Annotated in this window: 12 protein-coding genes; 6 read left to right on the top strand and 6 right to left on the bottom strand. The window is 68.0% G+C overall.

The window, feature by feature from the left end:
- Positions 1-170: 170 nt before the first annotated feature.
- Positions 171-740, bottom strand: a complete 570-nt coding sequence (locus tag ACP2AH_RS09390; protein WP_371345264.1) for an NADPH-dependent FMN reductase — start codon at positions 738-740, stop codon at positions 171-173.
- A gap of 255 nt (positions 741-995) precedes the next feature.
- Between ACP2AH_RS09390 and dcd the strand changes: the two genes are divergently transcribed.
- Positions 996-1,553: a dCTP deaminase gene (gene dcd, locus ACP2AH_RS09385; RefSeq protein WP_425105559.1), complete on the top strand. Its 558-nt coding sequence runs from the start codon at positions 996-998 to the stop codon at positions 1,551-1,553.
- Positions 1,554-1,559: 6 nt separating this feature from the next.
- Here the strand turns inward: dcd and ACP2AH_RS09380 are convergent, their stop codons facing one another.
- Positions 1,560-1,940 (bottom strand): DUF6481 family protein, encoded by a 381-nt coding sequence (locus ACP2AH_RS09380; protein WP_425105558.1) that lies wholly within the window; start codon positions 1,938-1,940, stop codon positions 1,560-1,562.
- A 112-nt stretch (positions 1,941-2,052) separates the two neighbouring features.
- On the opposite strand from ACP2AH_RS09380, the gene ACP2AH_RS09375 reads away from it, so the two are divergent.
- A complete protein-coding gene (locus ACP2AH_RS09375; protein ID WP_425105557.1) occupies positions 2,053-2,952 on the top strand; it encodes a DMT family transporter in 900 nt (299 codons plus the stop codon).
- Positions 2,953-2,976: 24 nt separating this feature from the next.
- Here the strand turns inward: ACP2AH_RS09375 and ACP2AH_RS09370 are convergent, their stop codons facing one another.
- The 3 genes from ACP2AH_RS09370 to ACP2AH_RS09360 all read right to left on the bottom strand — a co-directional run bounded on the left by ACP2AH_RS09370 (position 2,977) and on the right by ACP2AH_RS09360 (position 13,489).
- On the bottom strand, positions 2,977-11,949 hold the full coding sequence (locus ACP2AH_RS09370; protein WP_425105556.1) for an autotransporter-associated beta strand repeat-containing protein: 8,973 nt from the start codon (positions 11,947-11,949) through the stop codon (positions 2,977-2,979).
- A 353-nt stretch (positions 11,950-12,302) separates the two neighbouring features.
- Positions 12,303-12,467 (bottom strand): superoxide dismutase family protein, encoded by a 165-nt coding sequence (locus tag ACP2AH_RS09365; protein ID WP_425105555.1) that lies wholly within the window; start codon positions 12,465-12,467, stop codon positions 12,303-12,305.
- 242 nt (positions 12,468-12,709) lie between these two features.
- Positions 12,710-13,489, bottom strand: coding sequence for an FCD domain-containing protein (locus ACP2AH_RS09360; protein ID WP_425105554.1), 780 nt, complete (start codon positions 13,487-13,489; stop codon positions 12,710-12,712).
- A gap of 202 nt (positions 13,490-13,691) precedes the next feature.
- Between ACP2AH_RS09360 and ACP2AH_RS09355 the strand changes: the two genes are divergently transcribed.
- The 3 genes from ACP2AH_RS09355 to ACP2AH_RS09345 all read left to right on the top strand — a co-directional run bounded on the left by ACP2AH_RS09355 (position 13,692) and on the right by ACP2AH_RS09345 (position 17,230).
- A complete protein-coding gene (locus ACP2AH_RS09355) occupies positions 13,692-15,377 on the top strand; it encodes an L-lactate permease (RefSeq protein ID WP_425105553.1) in 1,686 nt (561 codons plus the stop codon).
- A gap of 66 nt (positions 15,378-15,443) precedes the next feature.
- A complete protein-coding gene (locus ACP2AH_RS09350) occupies positions 15,444-16,580 on the top strand; it encodes an alpha-hydroxy acid oxidase (protein WP_425105552.1) in 1,137 nt (378 codons plus the stop codon).
- Between the two features lie 74 nt (positions 16,581-16,654).
- Complete coding sequence (locus ACP2AH_RS09345) at positions 16,655-17,230, top strand: LysE family translocator (protein WP_425105551.1); 576 nt, start codon at positions 16,655-16,657, stop codon at positions 17,228-17,230.
- A 9-nt stretch (positions 17,231-17,239) separates the two neighbouring features.
- On the opposite strand, the gene ACP2AH_RS09340 is transcribed toward ACP2AH_RS09345, so the two are convergent.
- Positions 17,240-17,749 (bottom strand): YcgN family cysteine cluster protein, encoded by a 510-nt coding sequence (locus tag ACP2AH_RS09340; protein WP_421696853.1) that lies wholly within the window; start codon positions 17,747-17,749, stop codon positions 17,240-17,242.
- Positions 17,750-17,919: 170 nt separating this feature from the next.
- Between ACP2AH_RS09340 and ACP2AH_RS09335 the strand changes: the two genes are divergently transcribed.
- The coding region (locus ACP2AH_RS09335) for a transglycosylase domain-containing protein (RefSeq protein WP_425105550.1) at positions 17,920-19,377 on the top strand (1,458 nt) is incomplete at its 3' end.

Genomic DNA, 19,377 nt, shown 5'->3' with positions numbered 1-19,377 from the left:
GCCCCGATCCGGGACCCAGCGAAAACCGTTCGGCCGAAACCCGGCTCTACGCCCCCTCATCCCCGGGCTTGACCCGGGGACCCAGCCTTTGCAACGGCACATGGCGGAAAGCCTGGGTGGCCGGGTCAAGCCCGGTCCTGAGGGCGTGCAAGCGGCAGAGCCGCTCCGCCTCAGCCCTTGGCGTGCGCCGCCAGCAGGTGGATTTCCTTGATCAGCGCCTCGACGCCACCGGTGAGGAACTTCACCGTCTTCTCGTCGGTGAAGGCGCCGTCGGCAATCTTGTCGCCGACATTGGGAATGGCGAGGTGCGGATAGGCGACGATGCGCGCGCCCGCCGCGCTCAGCGATTCGCGCAGCGAGGCCTGGGCGCGGATGCCGCCGGTGGAGCCGGGCGAGGAGGTGAGCACCAGCACCGGCTTGCCGAGCAGCGCGCCCTTGGCATAGGGGCGCGAACCCCAGTCCACCGCGTTCTTCATCGCGCCCGAGGGGCCGTAATTATATTCCGGCGAGGCGAAGATCACCCCGTCCGCCGCCGCGATCGCCGCCCGCAGCGCCGCAGCGCCGGCCGGCTGGGTGGCGCCGTCCTCGTCCTGATTGTAGAGCGGCACGTCGTTCAGCGTCAGCACGGTGAGGTCCGCCGTCGGGGCGAGCGCGGCTTTCAGCGCTTCCAGCACGGCGGTGGAATAGGCGCCGGAGCGCAGGCTGCCGGAAATGCCGAGAAGCTTCGGGCGGTCGGTCATTAGTGGGTAACTCCACAGCAGGGGTTGGATCGGGGCGCCCAACTTGTGGCGGCGCGCGCCCGCGCTCAAGCTCTTTATTGCGATGCGGTGCAAATCGCCTTGTGCCGCCACGCAATCGGCCGAGCGGCGGCCGGGGAGCCGCATCGGGCATGGCATTTGCCGGGGGGTGAGGCCATGTTAGCACTCCCGCACTGCGGGAAGCCGCCCGTCTTGCGAGACCTCTTTTCGAGAGACCTCTTTTCGAGAGCTTTGCCCGTGATCCTGACCGACCGCGACATTCTCGACGCCATGGCCGAAGGCTCGGTGCTGATCGAGCCGCCGCCGCCGCCGGAATTCTACGCGCCGAACGGCGTCGACCTGCGGCTCGACGCCCGGCTCACCCTGTATCGCGACCCTGCGCCGGGGGAAGACCCGGTCATCGACCCCGCCGGGCCGGGCTACAGCTTCCGCGAGGCGATCACCCGCATGGCGGGCGACATCGACATCGGCACGGAAGGCTTCGTGCTCGATCCCGGCCGGCTGGTGCTGGGCTGGACGCTGGAGCGGGTGGACCTGCGCCCGGGGGCGCGGCTGGCGGCGCGGGTGGAGGGCAAGAGCTCGCTCGCCCGCATCGGCCTCATCGTCCACCTCACCGCACCGACCATCCACGCCGGCTCGACCGGGCAGATCCAGCTCGAGATCATCAATCTCGGGCCGCGCCCCATCCGCCTGCGGGCGGGGATGAAGGTGTGCCAGCTGATATTGGAGCAGACGCTGGGTGTGCCCCAGCGCGGCTATGGCGGGCAGTTCGCCGGCCAGCGTGCGGCCGGCTGAACGGCCTCAGCGGCGGCCGACGCGCTGCTTGCGGGCGGCGTAGCGCTCGTCGCGGCGGGCCTTGGCGGCGGCGGCGGCAGCGGCGGCCTCCTCGATGGCGGCCGCCTTGGCCGCGATCTCGGCTTCCGCGGCAGCGGCCGCGTCAGCAGCGGCAGCCTCGGCGGCGAGGCGCGCGGCTTCGGCCTCGGCCTCCTTGCGGGCGGCCTTCTCCGCGGCCTTCGCCACCTGCGCCGCCTGCCGCGCCTCGGCAGCGGCCTTGCGCTCGGCCGCGCGGGCAATCATCGCCGGGTCGTCCGGGCTCGGGCGTTCGGCAAGGCGGGACACCAGCCGGGCGCGGGCTTCGGCGGCATTCTTCTGGCGGTCTTTGAAGGAATCGACTGATTTCATGCCGCTTCCCTTATCTCTTTTTTGCGCCAATTGACAGCCGCCTGCGAGCAACTAGTTTCCGCGCGCGATCCGGCCATGCGAGCCGCCTCGCTTGGCGAGCGGTGTGCGCGTAATGAGTCCGAGAGACCTGGCTTCCTACCTGTTCCTGGCGCTCGTCTGGGGATCGTCCTTCGTGGTCATGGACCACAATATCCACGCCTTCGGCTGGGCCGGCTCGGTGGCGTTCCGCTCCTTCTTCGCGGCCGGCACGCTCTACCTCGCCGCCCGCGCCTCCGGGCGGAAGCTGGATTTCTCCTGCGGCCCGTTTCCGCTGTTCGTGGTGGGCCTCGCCACCGTCGCCCTGCAGCTCGGGCTGATATCCTATGGCCTGCCACGGATCGGCACCGCCATGTCGGCGATCCTCGTCGCCACCATCCCGCTGTTCACCATGCTGATCGCGGCGGCGTGGGGGGTCGAGCGGTTTCGGCTCAGCGGGCTGGTCGGCATCGGGCTCGGCGCCGCGGGAATTGTGCTGCTGGTGGGCTTTCCCGCCCAGCCGGTGACGACATCGTTCATCATCGGCTGCGCCGCGACGCTCGGCTCCACCCTCTCCGCCGCCTTTGGCAGCGTCTATGCCGGACGGCGGCTGGCGAAGACCGGCTCATGGGAGATCACCATCGGCGCGTTCTTCTTCGGCGGGGTGCTCATCCTGCCGCTGATCGCCTTTGTGCCGCTGCCGGGCATGCCGGGGCTGCTGGATGTCGCCTCGCTGCTCGTCGCCGGCGTGCTGATGAGCGCCATCACCTATGTGATCTTCTACCAGCTGATCGCCTCCATCGGCCCCACCCGCGCCATCAGCGTGGAGTTCGGCGTCACCGGGGTCGCCGTGACCATCGGCACGCTGCTGCTCGACGAACCGCTCACCCTGCCGCAGGTCGCCGGCGGCGTGGTGATCGGCATTGGCTGCGCGCTGGTGCTCGGCGTCATCCGCCTCGGTCGGGCCGAGGCGGTGGTGGAACATCCCGGCGCCTGAGCCCCGGACGCAGCACAGCGCCGATCAGAAGCGGATCTGCAGCGCCCCGCTCACGGCGTTCTGCTGGGCGCTGGTGGCGATCTGCCCGTCATAGCGCAGGCTGAGCCGCGTGTTCGGGTTGATCTCATAGGCCAGCCCGCCGCCGAAGATCAAAGTGTCCGTGGCGATGGGCGCCCCCTCGATGCTGAACGGCGCCGAGCCGGTGGCGAAGCTCATCACCGCCGCCGGCACGGTATCGCCGAAGGCATGCTGCCAGCCCAGCGTGAAGCTGGCGACGATGGGCACGCCGTGCACGTCGATCTCCTGCCCGCCGCGCAGACCCAGCGTCGAATAGAACGTGTCCATGGCATCGGCATCCACATTCAGCGCCGAGTTGGAACCGCGCTCGACCATGTTCCAGCCTTCGACGTGCAGATAGGCGAGGCCGAGGAAGGGCTCCAGATCGACCGGCCCCAGCGGCAGGTCATAGCCGAGTTCGCCGAACAGCTGGGCCGAGCCGGCATTGGCGTCGCTGCTGTTGGACGCCTGATAGCCGGGGAAGGCCACGCTGCGGGAGAACGACATGTCGTGCCAGGCATAGCCGCCGCCGAGCCGCAGCGCCCACGGACCCTGCTGCGTCGCGCCGTAGAGGCCGAGCTCGTAATTGTCCATGGAGCCGGAAGAGGCGCGGCCGGACACGTCGAGCCAGGAGCGGCTGTAGCCGCCATAGGCGCCAAGCCGCCAGTCAGCGGCAAAGGCCGCGTCGAAGCCGCCGACAAAGCCGCCGATCGAATCCGAAACCGCTGCCGCATTGCCGTCGGAGCCGAGGGAGCCCTGCGCGCCGAAGCCCTGCATCCACATGACCGTCGCGCCGTCGGCTCCGAGCCGCGCCGTCTGCGGCCCGTCTCCGGCATAGGCCAGCGGTGCGCCGGCGCCCTCGAAAGAGGCCTGCCGCAGCCGCGCGCCCACCGCGTCGCGGGTGAATACGGATTGCTGCTGGATCACCGATGCGGTGGAGGCGTAGATCTCCCCGGAGAGGGCATCGAAGGCGATGTAGGCCTCGGATTTCAGCTGAGAGGCCACCGCGTCGTAAATCTCGTTGCCCGCCTCGAGCGACTCGACGCCATTGGCGGTGGCAACCTGGTTCCACGTCCGCGCCTCGCGCCAGAACGGAATGTCCCGGCGCACGAGGTTCAGGATGACCTCGGTGTCGGTGTAGGACACCAGCGGGTCGAGGAAGGCGAAATTGCTCGTCACCGTTCCGAAGAGGCCATGCACGCCGTCGCTGCCGGTCAGCACGGTATAGGTCTTGTAGTTGGCATAAGTGCCGCGCTCGGCATGCAGCTCCAGGGTGCTGTCGAGGTTGATGCCGACGGCGCCGGTGACGGCGAGCAGATCGCTGCCCCGGCCCGGCGAGATATCCACCCTATAGGTGGTCCCCGCCGCCAGCGTCAGCGTGCCATTGATGTTGAGGGTGCCCGGGGAGAAGCCAGGCGAGATGATACCGCCGTCGAGCACATCCACCGAGCCGATCGTGCCGACGCCACCGAGAACGCCGTGCGCGCCGACGCGGAAGCTCACCTGCGAGTCGGTTCCGCGCTGCACCAGCACACGCGCATCGTCGGTCTCGACGACGCCCTTGTAATCCGAGCCGGTGAAATCGACCGTGCCGCCGCCTTCCAGTTTGACCCGGCCGGTGCCGCTGAGCGCGACCGGGAAGGTGTAGCGCCCGGCAAGATCGTAGATCAGCGTGCCCTTGTTGACGATCGAGCCGGTCAGCCAGCCAGCCGTGCCGCCATCGCCAATCCTCAGCGTCCCACCATCGATGGTGGTCCCGCCCCCCGGCGCGGCGGTGCCGGTCAGAATCAGCGCTCCCTCCCCCTTGACCGTGAGAGTGCCCGTGCCGCCGATGATATTGGTGAAGGTCCCCGTGGACGCCTGGTCGAAGACGAGGGCGCCATTGTTGAGGATGTTGCCCTCGAGCGAAACGGTATTGCCCACCACCGTCCCGCCGAGGATGGCCAGTGCGCCATAGCTGTTGTCGCCGGTCAGGGTCAGGCGCCCCGCGCCGGTCTTGGCCAGCACGCCCGGTCCCGAAACGGTGCCGGAAAGAGTGAGGAAGCGGTCCGTGCCCACGTCGATCGACGCACCGGCGCTGCTCACGACCACATTGCGTGTGGAAGAAAAACTGTGCAGCACCTGAAGCGTGGCACCATTCAGCGCCAGCGCGGTGCCCGCCTTGCCCAGGCTCTGATCCGCGTGCACCGCCAGCGTCGCGCCGGAGACGGAGGTGCCGCCGGCATAGCTGTTGATCCCGGCCAGTTCGAGCGCTCCACCACCGGCGACGTATAGGGCGCCATTGCCCCCGACCGTGCCCGTGAGCGTCAGCGTGACGCCCGTGCCGACGCTAAACCCGCCGCTGGTGTTGAGCGTCACCGCGCGCGCGCTCGTGAAGGAGGCGGTCGGCGCCAGAATGCCGCCGCTCAGCGTCAGCGAACCGGTAGCGGCGCCGAGATTGCCATCGGAGGCCACCTGCAAGCTGCCGCCGGCCCCGATGGTCGTGCCGCCGGCATAGCTATTGGCGCCGCTGAGGGTCAGCGTGCCTGTACCAATCTGCGCCACCGCGCCGCTGCCGGAGATGACGCCGGCAAAGGTCACGGCGTCGCTGCGATTGAAGACAAGCGTTCCGTCATTGGCGACATTGCCCGTGATGGCGCCCGAGGTGCCGCCATTGCCAAGCACCAGCGTGCCGGCGGTGATGCGCGTGCCGCCGCTGTAGCTGCTCGTCCCGGTCAGCACCAGCGCGCCCGCCCCCGCCTGCACCAGCGAACCCGTGCCGGAAATGGCACCGGCATAGAGGATGTTGTCGGAGCGGTTGAAGACCAGCGTCCCAGAGGTCGCGACATTGCCGGCGAGCGTTCCCGAGGTGCCGCCATCGCCGATCTGCAACGTGCCGGCTGCCACCACGGTGTTGCCGGTGTAGCTGTTGCTGCCCGTCAGCACCAGCGTGCCAAGGCCGCTCTTGGTGAAGCTCCCCGCCCCGCTGATCGCACCGGACAAGGTGAGCACCGCCGCATTGGCGACGCTGATCGTGCCGCCGCCGATCAATGTCACCGTGCGCGCGCTGGCGAAGCCGAGATCGGCGGAGAGCGTGCCGCCGCCGAAGATGAGCCCCCCGGTCGACGCGCCGAGAGCGGCGTCGGCCGTCACATGCAGCGTGCTGCCGGGACCGATGCCGGTGCCGCCGGAATAGCTGTTGCTTCCTGTCAGGAACAGGTCCCCGGCGCCGATTTGTACGACGGTGCCGCTGCCGGAAATGGTGTTTCCGACCACCGTCTGATCCGAGCGCGCAAAGGCGAGGATGCCGTTATTGACGATGGGGCCGGCCACCTGCCCCATGGTCCCGCCATTGCCGATCTGCACCGCACCCTGCTGGATTTGCAGGCCGCCCAGGCTGTCAATGTCGCCGGTGACGATTAGCGCGCCGGTGCCGGCCTGCACCACGGTTCCCTGGCCGGAGACGTTGTTGGCGAAGATGAAGCTGTCGCTGCGGTTGAGAACCAGCGTCGCGTCATTGACGATAGCGCCGGTAACCGAGCCCGTGGTGCCGCCATTGCCCAGTTGCAGCACGCCGGCGCGGATGGTCGTCGTGCCGGTGAAGCCGTTGTCGGTGGCGAGGATGAGCGTGCCGTCGCCTTGCTTCGTCAGTCCGCCGGTGCCGGCGACCGCCGAGGTGAGCCCGAGCGTGGTGCCGGTGGCCACATTCAGCGTGCCGCCGCCGATCAGAACGAGGCTGCGCGCGGTGGTGATGCTGCCCGTGGTGGACAGCGTGCCCGCCTCCAGGGTCAGCGCCCCGCCAACCTGGCCCAGATTGGCATCGGCGCTCACCTGCACCGTGCCGGCCGAGACCAGCGTGCCGCCGGCATAGCTGTTGGTGCCGGTGAGAATGAGCGTGCCGCTGCCGATCTGCGTGACCCCGCCCGTGCCGCTGATGGTGCCCGCAAAGGTGATGGCGTCCGAGCGATGGAAGGCGAGCAAGCCGTTATTGACGACATTGCCGGCAAGGCTGCCCGAGGTGCCACCATTGCCGAGGATGAGCCCGCCACCGGAAAGAGTGGTGCCACCGGAATAGCTGTTGGCGCCGGTGAGGACCAGCGTGCCCAGCCCCTGCATCACCACGCCACCGGTTCCGCTGATGCTTCCGGAAAACACGGTGTCGGCGCCGCTGTAGTTCAGTTGCAGCGTGTAGCTCTGCAGGTCGACCGTACCGCTGCCGGCGAGCGAGCCGACGCCCTCATTGGCGCCCAGCTGCAGCGTGCCCGCCGCCTCGATCCGCACGGCGGAGGCGTTGGAAATCGCGGCGCCGCCCTGCACTTGCAGCGTACCCTCGGCGATCACCGTCTCCCCGGCATAGGTGTTGGTGCCGCTCAGCACCACCGTGCCGAGCCCTTCCTTGCGCAGGCCACCCGTGCCGCTGATGGTGCCGGAAAGGCCGAGCGTTTCGCCCGCGCCCGGCTTCAGGCTGCCGAAGCCCTCCAGCACCACCGCGCTGGCAAGGGTGAAGGAGCCGGTGGTTTCCAGCCCGCCGCTGGAGAGGGTCAGAACATTGCCGGCATCGCCGAGGGACGCCGCGCTGGCGACGCTGAGGAAGCCGCCGGAAATCTTGGTGCCGCCGACATAGCTGTTGGCGCCGGAGAGGATGAGCGTGCCGGTGCCGACTTTCTCGATCCCGCCCGTGCCGGTGATGGGCGCGCTGATCGTCGCGGTGACATCATGCCCCTCCACCCACAGCACGCCGCCGCCATTCACGTGCAGGCTCGACGTCGGCTCGGTGCCATCGGCCTTCAGAACATAGCCGTCGGTGACGAATTCGAGCTTCTGGAAGGTCTGCTCGCCACGAATGGTGACGGTGCCGGCGGTGCCGGTGAAGACGCCGGTCTCTCCACCCCACGGAATGGTCTGGCCGGAGGAAGCGAGATACCAGGTGTCCCCGGTCGAGGACCAGGTGCCGGAGCCGCCGAAGCTCGTCCCACTGTCCGTGGTCCAGAGCTGCAGCGGGCTGGTATCGCGCAGCAGCAGGTTCACATGGCCGGGATTGCCGGTCTCGATCGTGCCGGTATAGGAGCCAGAATCGACAAGGCCCGAGAGATCGACCGAAGCGAAGCTGCCGCTATTGCTGCCGGTATAGGTGAAGACGCGGTAGATGCCGGCGCCGTGCACCGCCTCGCCGGAAACGCTCAGCGTGCCGCCAAGCACGAGATCGCCGGTCACCTCGGCAGCGCCGGTATTGCCGCCGGCGCCCAGCAGCAGAGCCACATTGGCCGTATTGGCCAAGGTGAGCGAGCCGGTGACGAGCGCGACATTCTCCGGGTTGGGCGTACCCGCATCCCCGCCGGCCAGCTTGCCGCCGTCCAGCACCGTTACGGTGCCAGCAATAGTTCCGAAGCCTTTCAGCGTCGCGCCACTGGCGACACTGACCGAACCGGTCGCCAATGTGGCGCCATAGATCGCCAGCTTGCCGCCCTCGATGGTCGTGCTGCCAGTAAAGCTGCTGTCGACCATCAATGTAAGTTCGCCGTCGCCGGTTTTCGTCAGGTTGCCGCTGCCGCCAATAGCGCCTTGCAGGAGCCACATGTTTCCGGCGGCGATATCAATGGTGCCGTTGCCCGCGCCCAGGGTTACCGAGCGCGAGGACCACAAGCTGCTACTGGCCACCAGTGTGCCGCCATCAAGGGTCAATCCGCCAAAGATCGCGCCGAGATTGTCGTCGTTCGACACCACCAGCGTGCCGGCGGCCACCAGCGTGCCGCCGGTGTAGCTGTTCGAGCCGCTGAGAACGAGCACACCATCGCCGGACTTCACCAGTTGCGAGGGCGAACTCTCGCTGATCGCGCCCGTCAAAGTCAGCGTCTGGCCGGTCGCGACCGCAATGCCGCCGGTGCCGCCGAGCATGACCTGGCGCCCACTGCTGAAGGAGCCCGTGACGGCCAGCGTGCCATTCGCTAGGCTGATGCCGCCACTCCCCGCGCCGAGATTGCCGTCGCTACCGACCAACACCGTCGAGCCATTGCTGATCGCGGTGCCCCCGGCATAGGCGTTGGCGCCGGTCAGCGTGACTGTGGCGCCGCCCACGGCGCTCACGCCGCCCGTGCCCGAGATCGCTCCGCCGAAGCTCTGCGACGTGCTGGAATTGAAGGCGAGCGTGCCGTTAGTGACCACATTGCCGGCCACCGAGCCCACGAGAACCCCGCTGCCGAGGTTCAGCGTGCCCGCCGTGATGGTGGTGGCGCCGGTATAGGTGTTGGCGGCGGTGAAGGTGACCGGCGCGTTGCCGGCATTCACCGTCACCCCGCCCGCGCCGGAGATCACCTCCGACATCAGCAGATTCTGCGCCGGCTTCAGAACCAGCGTGCCGTTGTTCTCGATGGGCGCGGCCTGGAAGGTGGTGGCGGAGGCGCCGTCGCCGATCTGCAGCGTCCCGGCAGCGATGGTGAGGGCCGAGAGGTTGTAGCTGCCGGTGAGCACGGTCGTGCCCGCGCCCTGCTTGACGAGGCTGCCATTGCTGATCGAACCGCGAAATCCTGTATTGGCGCCATTGCCACCGAAGCTGAGCGTGTTGCCGCCGAGCAAGACAGCGCCGCTGCCGGCAAGCCCGCCAACGGTCTCGCTGGCCTGCAGCTGCACCTGCGCGCCGCCGGCCACCGTCACCGTCGTCTGATCGCCGAGCGCCGCGCCGCCAGCCAGAACCAGCGTCCCACCGCTGATCAGAGTCGGCCCGGTGAAGCTGTTGCTACCGGAGAGCGTTAGCGTGCCGGCTCCCGCCTTCACCAGGCTGCCGCCGACGCCGGAGATACCGCCGGAAAAGGTGAAGTCACTGGCCGAATTGAGCGTAAAGGACGCACTGCCGAGGACCAGAGTGCCATCGCCGCTGAGGCCCGCCACGGTCTGGTTCGCACCGAGTTGCAAAGTGGAGCCCGCACCGCCGGAGACGGCGACGATGGTGCCGGAACCGAGAACCGACTGGGAATCGAGGGCCAAGGTGCCGCCCTCAATGGTCAGCGCGCTCACATCGGCATTGACACCTTGCAGGGTCAAGGTGCCCGAGCCGGTCTTGGTGAGGTTGCCCGTGCCGGAGAAGCTACCGGCGAAGCTGGAGGAGGCGTTGTTGGCGCCGATGGTAAGCGTATTGGTGCCGATGATGATCGCGCCCGCACCCGCTAGCCCGCCTGTGGCGATGGAGGTGTTGAGCTGAAGGGTCGCGCCCTCGTCCACCGTCACGGTGCCGTTCGAGCCCAGCGCCGTGGCGGAGCCGGCGACAAGCGTACCGGCCGCCACCGTCACCGGGCCGGTGAAGCTGTTGGTTCCGCTCAGCAGCACGCTGCCCTGCCCGCTAAGGGTGAGGCCGCCACTGCTGCTGCCATCGCTAATGTTGCCGCTGATCGTCCCGGTAACCCCATAAGGGGACAAAAGGGTCACATTGCCCGCGAGGGTGACAGCGCCCGTGAGATTGGTTGCCGGCCCATCCCCGTCAACGGCGAATTCGAGCGTGGTGCCATCTTCGAGGCTCAGCGTGGCCGGTGCCTCGCCCAACGGGGAGGTGCCACCGACAGCGAGCGTGCCCTGCTGGACGGTTGTCGTGCCGGTGTACTGGTTGTTGGCGCCGAGGGCGAGCATCCCGCCACCCGTGACGATTAGGTTCCCGGGACCCTGAATCTCCTCCCCAAGGATCAGCACCGTGCCACTTGCGACGTCGAAGGTCGCGCCCGGACCGGCGCCGCCGCTCAACGCGATCGGCTGGTTGATCGACATGCTGGCGGTCGTGGTCAGCTGGCCGGAATTGCTGATGGTCAGCGTGCCATAGCCGCCGAGCGACAGCGGGTCGGCGATCGACAGGGCGCCGTCCTGGATGTCCCAGCTGACCAAGCTTTCTGGCTCATTGATCAGCGTCCAGGAGCCCCCATCGATGACGGTGTAGAAGGAGAAATTGGTGATCGCAGAGCCGATCGCGCTGACGTCGAAGATTCCCGGCGAGGAGCCGCCAAGCGCAAGCGCGCCGCCACCCTGTGCGTAAATACCGCCGCTCTGGTTGTAGGTCGAGGTCAGGACGAGCCAGTTGCCCTGCCCGGTGATGTAGACCGCCAGCGCCTGGCCCGAAGGATTGCCGCCCTGCGTGCCGCCGGTGGCGCTGCCGGCGAGTGTGACGACGTTGTTATCGCCGGAAATGAGGATACCGGCCCCGCCGGCTCCGCCGGTGCCAGACAGCGATATGCCGCCATCACCACCGGTGACCTGCGCACCGGCCTCGATGATCACATTGGCGGCCGTGCCGGCGACTTCGAGACCGCTGCCGCCGATGCCCCCGAAGGTCGGGAGATATCCATGCCCGCCAATGCCGCCGTCGCCGCCCTTGGCTTCACCCAGAATGCTGGCGCCGCCGCCGGAGCCATAGAGGTAAAGGCCCGTGCCGCCGTCGCCGCCATTGCCGGCGCCACCCTGGAGCGGATAGAAAAAGCCGTCATTTTCCCAAATGATGGAAGCGCCACTGCCACCGTCGCCGCCATCGCCGCCCATCATCGCGTTCGGCAGGTTCAGCGTCGTTCCGGTCCCTTGGATTTGAATTGAGGCGCCATAACCGCCAGCACCCGGGCCGCCGCCACCGCCGGCGATACCTTGAATATCTTTGGCGTTGAACTCGCCGCCATCGCCGCCATCGCCGCCTTGGCCGCCGATCGCGTCCCCGCTCGGCGCCTCGGTACCGAAATAGCCGTGCGCCCCGCCACCGCCACCGCCACCGCTGCCGCCGAGATCGCCATCCCCGCCATCGAGGCCCGGCATGCCCGGCACGAACCCGCCGACCCCGCCATCGCCATTGATCGTAACGAACTCCGGCATATTGCCCGGCGCGCCGAATCCGCCAGTCACGCCGCCGCCACCGCCGCCACCGCCACCGCCGGGCGGCACTTCAAGATAAGGCGTGCCGTTGCCGCCCGGCCCGGTGGGGTTGGTCGCGCCGTTCATGGATTGACCCAGTGCCGGCGAGGCGACGAGGAGGGCCGCGGAGGCGAGGAGCGCGGTGCGCAGCGACGCCACCGAATGCGAAGATCGCAAAGGCCGAAAATTCATGGAAACGCGCCCGCCGGGTCAGATAATGCCGCGCCCTCCCGGACATGGCGCGCACGCCGTTGCGCTCGGGAAGAACATCCTGCGACGGGCCGCGCCCCGACATTCGGAACGCAACTTCGTCGCAGTTTAGACACACCATAGACACGTGCGGAAACGCTTCAACACGGACATACCACTCGACGTTATGTTGTCCTCGGGCGTGACCGGCCGGCCACGGCACCGTCGCGGCGACGGCTCACACGACCACGTCAGGGACGTTCGATCACCCCGCAGGCGATGCGGTCGCCGGCCTTTCCGCCGGGCTGGCTCGTGTAGTCGTCCGGGCCGGAATGGATCATGAGCGCCGAGCCATCGGCGTCGAACCGCGAGTCCGGGCCGGGCTCCAGCGTTACGAAGGTGTTGAGCACCTGCACGCTACGCCGAGTTGTTCGCCTTTGGCATCGATGAGACTGGCGGACGCCGTGTTTCCCCGCGCGGCATCCGAGCCCGCCGTCTGCGCGAGAACCGAAGTTGCGGGGCGCGCCAGCGAGTATGCCCCCACTTGGCGCATCCCGCCGGCGGCCGGCGCTGGAGGGCCCGCGCGCCGTCGCCTCTTGTCGGAGGCTGACGTTACGGAAACAGAGCCGTTCCTCCCCACCCGCGCTTTCCCCCGCGCTCAGCCGGACAGCAGCGTCGACCGATTGAGCCGGCGCACGGCGAGGTCGACCCGCGCCGCGTCGCGCCGTGTGCGGGCGACGGCATCGCCGGTGAAGGTGAGATGGTGGTGGATCGCCTTCTCTGCCGCCTCCGGGTCGGCGGCCACCACCGCCTCGCCGATCGCCTTGTGCTGGGCGAGCAGCGCCTCGCGGAAGGTTGCCTCGGCGAACAGGCTCGTGCGGTTGAAGAAAATGTCCCGGCGCAGCATCTCCGAGAAGGCGCGCATGACGTGCAGGATCACGAGGTTGTGCGAGGCCGCATAGATCAGCCGGTGCAGCACGATGTCCGCCTCCGCCTCGCGGTCGGGATCGCCGGCGGCGTGCGCGGCCTGCATTTCGGCAAGACACTCGCGGATCGCCTGCCGCTCGGGCGCGGTGGCACGCACCGCCGCCAATCCGGCCGCCATGCGCTCCACCGCCGTGCGGTATTCAAAGTAATCCGCCGTCACCTGCTCGTTGGATTGCAGCAACCCCGCCAGCGGATCGGTCAGGCCGGAAAGAAACTCGGTCACGCGGGTGCCCTCACGGCTGGTCGCCAGCAGGCCGCGCTGTTCCAGCAGCGCGAGCGCATCACGCAAGGACGGACGGGAGACTTCCAGCCGCTCGGCGAGGTCGCGCTCGCTGGCCAGCTTCTCGCCGGGGCGCAGCACGCCTTCGAGGATCAGCCGCTCGATATGCTCGGCGATCGCCTCCGCCAGCTTCGGTGTGTGCAGGCGCTCCACGCGCGCGTCTCCCCTCATGTCGCCGAAGATCCTTCGGCTTGACCTTCGGTAAATGCCACGAAAGTCGAATCGTTGTCCAATTGACTTGCTCGGTAAATAAAACTTACCAAACAACACTTCATAACGATCTCCTTACCAAAGGAGGCTGGCGCGGCAAAGACCGGGCCCAATCCGGAAAAAGCGGACCCAACCGCACACATCCATCCCCGGAGAAACGCCCGTGACCTGGAATCAAGTCTATGATCCGTTCGGCAGCATGGCGCTGTCGACGCTGTTCGCCGCTGTCCCGATCGTCGTCATGCTCGTCGGCCTCGGCTTCCTGCATATGAAGGCGCATGTCGCTGCCTTTGCAGGGCTGGTCGCCGCCTTCGTCATCGCCGTGTTCTTCTTCGGCATGCCCGCGGAGAAGGCGGGTCTCGCCGCCGGTTACGGCGCAGCCTATGGGCTGATGCCGATCGGCTGGATCGTGCTCAACATCATCTTCCTGCACCAGCTGACCGAAGCCAACGGCTCCTTCACCACGCTGCAGCATTCCATTGCCGGCATCACCGGCGACCGTCGCCTCCAGCTGTTGCTCATCGCCTTTTCCTTCGGCGCCTTTTTCGAGGGCGCGGCAGGCTTCGGCACGCCGGTGGCGGTGACGGCGGCGCTGCTGATCGGGCTCGGCTTCTCGCCGCTCGCCGCTTCCGGCCTCTCGCTCATCGCCAACACCGCGCCGGTCGCCTATGGCGCGCTCGGAACGCCGGTCATCGCGCTGGCGGCGGTGACGGGGCTCGACCTGCTCGACCTCTCGGCGATGATCGGTCGCCAGCTGCCCTTCTTCTCGCTCATCGTGCCGTTCTGGCTGATCTGGGCGTTCGCGGGCTGGCGCGGCATGCTGGAAATCTGGCCGGCGATCCTGGTCTGCGGCATCACCTTCGCCGTGCCGCAGTTCCTGGTCTCCAACTTCCACGGGCCGTGGCTGGTGGATGTGGTCGCCGCCATCGTCTCCATGGTCAGCCTGGTGCTGTTCCTGCGCGTCTGGCGGCCGAAGACGATCTGGACCTCGACGGCGCTGAAGGGCCGGCAGGGCAATGACGGCTCGGAAGATGTGGCGGCCAAAGCCAAGATCGACCCGTCCCTCAACCAACGCCCCTCGACCGGCGATCTCGTGAAGGCCTGGCTGCCCTGGGCCATCCTCACCGTGTTCGTCTTCGCCTGGGGTGTCCCGCAGATGAAGGGCTGGCTCGACGGGTTCTTCATCCAGAAGATTCCGTTCGAGGGCCTGCACAACCTCGTCTTCAAGGTGCCGCCGGTAGTGGCGACCGCGCATCCCGAAGCGGCGGTGTTCACCTTCAACATCCTGTCGATGACGGGCTCCGGCATCTTCGTGTCTGCGGTGATCGCCGGCCTGCTGATGGGCTTCTCGCCGCTGGGGCTGGTGCGCATCTATGGCCGCACGCTGTGGAAGGTGCGCTTCTCGCTCGCCACCATCGCCATCATGCTGGCGCTGGGCTTCCTCACCCGCTACTCCGGCCTCGACGCCACGCTCGGCCTCGCCTTCGCCACGACAGGGCCGTTCTACCCGCTGTTCGGCACGCTGCTCGGCTGGCTGGGCGTCGCGCTGACGGGATCGGACACCGCCTCGAACGTGCTGTTCGGCGGCCTGCAGAAGATCACCTCCGAGCAGCTCGGCCTGTCGCCGACCCTGATGGCGGCGGCGAATTCCTCGGGCGGCGTCATGGGCAAGATGATCGACGCGCAGTCCATCGTCGTCGCCTCCACCGCCACCGGCTGGGTGAACAAGGAAGGCGTGATCCTGCGCTATGTGTTCTTCCATTCCATCGCGCTGGCGGTGCTGGTGGGCATGCTGGTGACGTTGCAGGCCTATGTCTGGCCGTTCAGCAACCTCGTCATTCACCATTGACGCCGGCGGGGGGAGGCGTATCAGCCTCCCCTCACATCATGACCTAAGGGCAGAAGGAGCGCGCGCATGGCGACCGTGACCAACATCCAGGACCTGCGCGCCATCGCGATGCGCAAGGTGCCCCGCGCCATCTTCCACTATGCCGACCGCGGCTCCTATGACGAGACGACGCTGCGCGCCAACAAGGCGGACCTCGCCGCCATCCCGCTGCGGCAGCGGGTGATGATCGACGTGTCCGACCGCTCCACCGCCACCACCATGATCGGCGAGAAGGTGGCGCTGCCGCTCGCCATCGCTCCCACCGGCCTCACCGGCCTGTTCCATGGCGATGGCGAAATCCATGGCTGCCGCGCGGCGCAGGCGGCGGGCATTCCCTTCACCCTCTCCACCATGTCGATCTGCTCGATCGAGGATGTGGCCGGCGCGGTCGACAAGCCGTTCTGGTTCCAGCTCTATGTGATGCGCGACCGCAAATTTTCGGAATCGCTGATCGAGCGCGCCAAGGCGGCGAAATGCTCGGCGCTGGTGCTGACGCTCGATTTGCAGATTCAGGGCCAGCGCCACATGGACATCAAGAACGGCCTCGCCGTTCCTCCGAAGCTGACGCTGGCCAATGCACTCGACATCGCCACCAAGCCGCGCTGGATCGCCAGCGTGCTGATGGGCAAGCGCCACTCCTTCGGCAATCTGGCTGTGCGGCAGGAAAGCGACAGCCTTTCCACCCTCTCGCAGTGGATCGCCGGTCAGTTCGACCCCTCCCTGTCGTGGAAGGATGTCGAATGGGTGCGCTCCATCTGGCCGGGCAAGCTCATCCTCAAGGGCGTGCTCGATGTCGAGGACGCCAAGATCGCCGCCGCCACGGGGGCCGACGCCATCGTGGTGTCGAACCATGGCGGGCGCCAGCTCGACGGCGCGGTCTCCTCGATCAAGGCGCTGCCGAAGATCGTCGACGCCATTGGCGGCGGCCGGAGCGAAATCTGGTTCGACGGCGGCGTGCAGTCCGGCCAGGACGTTCTCAAGGCCCGGGCGCTCGGCGCGCAGGGCTGCATGATGGGCAAGGCGTTCTTGTGGTCGCTGGCGGCCGGCGGCCAGGCGGGCGTGGCCAAGGCGATCGAGATCATCCGCAAGGAACTCGACGTGTCGATGGCGCTGACCGGCGTCAAGGACATCGAGCAGGTCGACCGGAGCGTGCTGGCGCTGTGAGCGGCGCGCCGCTGCAGGGCGCGTAAGCACTGCCCCCGATGCCGCGCCTGGCGCGGCTCGGCTAGACAGGTCGCATGACCGATCCGCTTCTGTTTGCGCTGGCGGTGCTCGCTTTGCTTGCCACCCCCGGGCCGACCAACACGCTGCTGGCCACGGCCGGCGCGTCGGTCGGGCTGCGGCGTGCGCTGCCGCTGCTGCCGGCGGAAACCGCCGGCTATCTCCTCGCCATCCTGCTCATCGGCACCGTGCTGGGCCCGGTCGTGGCCGGGGCGCCCGCCTTTGCGCTGGTACTGCGGCTCATCGTCGGCGCCTATCTGCTGCAGGTCGCGTGGAAGCTCTGGCGCGGGGCGGATCGCCCGGCGACCGGCGGGGCGATCACGCCCGCGCGCGTCTTCGTCACCACGCTGCTCAACCCCAAGGCCATCGTCTTCGCCCTCGGCATCGTGCCGCTACAGAGCGAGGAGGCGCCGCTCTATCTCGCGGCCTTCGCCATGCTCTGCGCCAGCGTCGCCCTCGGCTGGATCAGCGTCGGCGCGCTGCTCGGCCGCGCGGCACAGGCCAAGGGGCGCGGCGCGCTGGTGCCCCGCCTCGGCGCGGCCATTGTCAGCGCCTTCGCCGTGCTGCTGGTGAGCGCGCCGCTGCTGCGCTGACGCAGCGGCCTACGCGTCCTTCGCCTTGCGCCGCACCGCGCCGCGCGGCAGGCGCAGCGGCCAGCGCACCATGTGGTCGACATAGTCTTCCAGCGGTAATTCGTCCTCCAGCGCCGCCACCTTGCCGCGCACGGAAACGCCGGCCGCATGAACCGTCTCGCGGTCGCCGGAGACGAGATGGTGCCACCAGTAGAGATCGCGCCCCTCCTCCACCAGCCGATAGCCGCAGGAAGGCGGCAGCCAGTCGAGCGCGCGCACCGTTTCCGGCGTCAGCCGCACGCAGTCCGGCACATGCTTCTGACGTTCGGGATAATTGCGGCAGCGGCAGTTGAAGTCGTCGAGCAGCTGGCAGCCAATATCGGTATAGGCGATCGCCTCGGTATCCTCGTCCTGCAGCTTGACGAGGCAGCAGCGGCCGCAGCCGTCGCACAGGCTTTCCCACTCCTCGGCGGTCATTTCCTCAAGCGTCTTGCGGCGCCAGAACGGGGCCGCCGCGAGGGTGGTCGGATCGTCGTGCATCGGTCGGAAAAGTCCCGCAGCCTCGGGCGCCGGCACACTTCACGAACCGGCAATCACTCCTTAGATATCCTCGCGGCCGCGCCGTGGCGAGCCTTGATGCTGCCCTCGTCGCGCGGCAAGGGGTCGGTTATAAGAGCAGGCGGGGCTCGCAAGCCCCCTGGAGCATGGGCTTGAACGACACGCCGTCCGACCATTCCCCGCCGGAAACGCCCCGGGAGCCCGCCTCCGGCCAGCGCCCGCCCTCGGCGTTCCGCCGGCGGCTGCGCCATGTGCTGCTGGCCATCGATTCGTGGATCGATTCGTCGATCTATTCCGGCGGCGTGAATCTGCGCTCGGGCTGGGACAGCTTCGTCGCCTTCACCGAACGCTTCAATGTGCAGGGCCCCGCCCGCTACGCCATCTCGCTCGGCTCCGAGGCGATGACCTGGGGCGCGGTGGGCGCGGTGCTGATGCTGGCGCTGGCGGTGCCGGCCTTCCAGGAAACCTCGGACGACTGGCTGAAGCGCGCCGAGCTGTCCGTCACCTTCCTCGACCGCTACGGCAACACGATCGGCGAACGCGGCATCCGCCACAACGACACCGTGCCGCTGGAAGAGTTCCCCGATCACCTCATCAAGGCGGTGCTCGCCACCGAGGACCGACGCTTCTACGAGCATTTCGGCATCGACATTCCCGGCACCTTCCGCGCCGTGCTCTCCAATGCGCGCGCCGGCGGCGTGGTGCAGGGCGGCTCCTCGCTGACCCAGCAACTGGCCAAGAACCTGTTCCTGTCGAATGAGCGCACGCTGGAGCGCAAGATCAAGGAAGCCTTCCTGGCGCTGTGGCTGGAGTTCCACCTCACCAAGAACCAGATCCTCAAGCTCTATCTCGACCGCGCCTATATGGGCGGCGGCGCCTTCGGCGTGGACGCGGCAGCGCAGTATTACTTCGGCAAGTCGGCGCGCGACGTGAACATGGCGGAGGCGGCGATGCTCGCCGGCCTGTTCAAGGCGCCGTCCAAATTCGCCCCCCACATCAATCTGCCGGCGGCGCGCGGGCGCGCCAGCGTGGTGCTCGACAATCTCGTCGATGCCGGCTTCATGACCGAGGGCCAGGTGTTCGGCGCCCGCCGCAACCCGGCGACGCCCGTCGACCGCAAGCAGGACGACCTGCCGGAATATTACCTCGACTACGCCTTCGACCAGGTGAAGCAGATCGTCGAGACGCTGCCCAAGACCTATGCCGAGCGGTCCTTCATCGTCCGCACGGCGCTCGATCCCAACATCCAGAAGGCCGCCGACACCGCCATCCGCGACAGCCTGCGCCAGTTCGGCAAGGACTATGGTGCGAAGCAGTCGGCCATGGTGGTGATGGAGCCGAACGGGGCGGTGCGGGCGATGGTCGGCGGGCGGGATTATGGCGAAAGCCAGTTCAACCGCGCCACCGACGCGCTGCGCCAGCCCGGCTCGTCCTTCAAGCCCTTCGTCTACACGGCGGCGCTGATGACGGGCAAGTACAAGCCCAGCACCATCGTCGTCGACGGGCCGATCTGCATCGGTAATTGGTGCCCGCAGAATTACGGCCGCTCCTATGCCGGCTCCATTACCCTCATCAACGCCCTCACCCGCTCGCTGAACACGGTGGCGGTG

Source organism: Ancylobacter sp., assembly GCF_965249975.1.
Lineage (GTDB): Bacteria > Pseudomonadota > Alphaproteobacteria > Rhizobiales > Xanthobacteraceae > Ancylobacter.
Note: the sequence above shows the minus strand (reverse complement) of the source record. Positions and strands in the feature narration are given on the sequence as shown.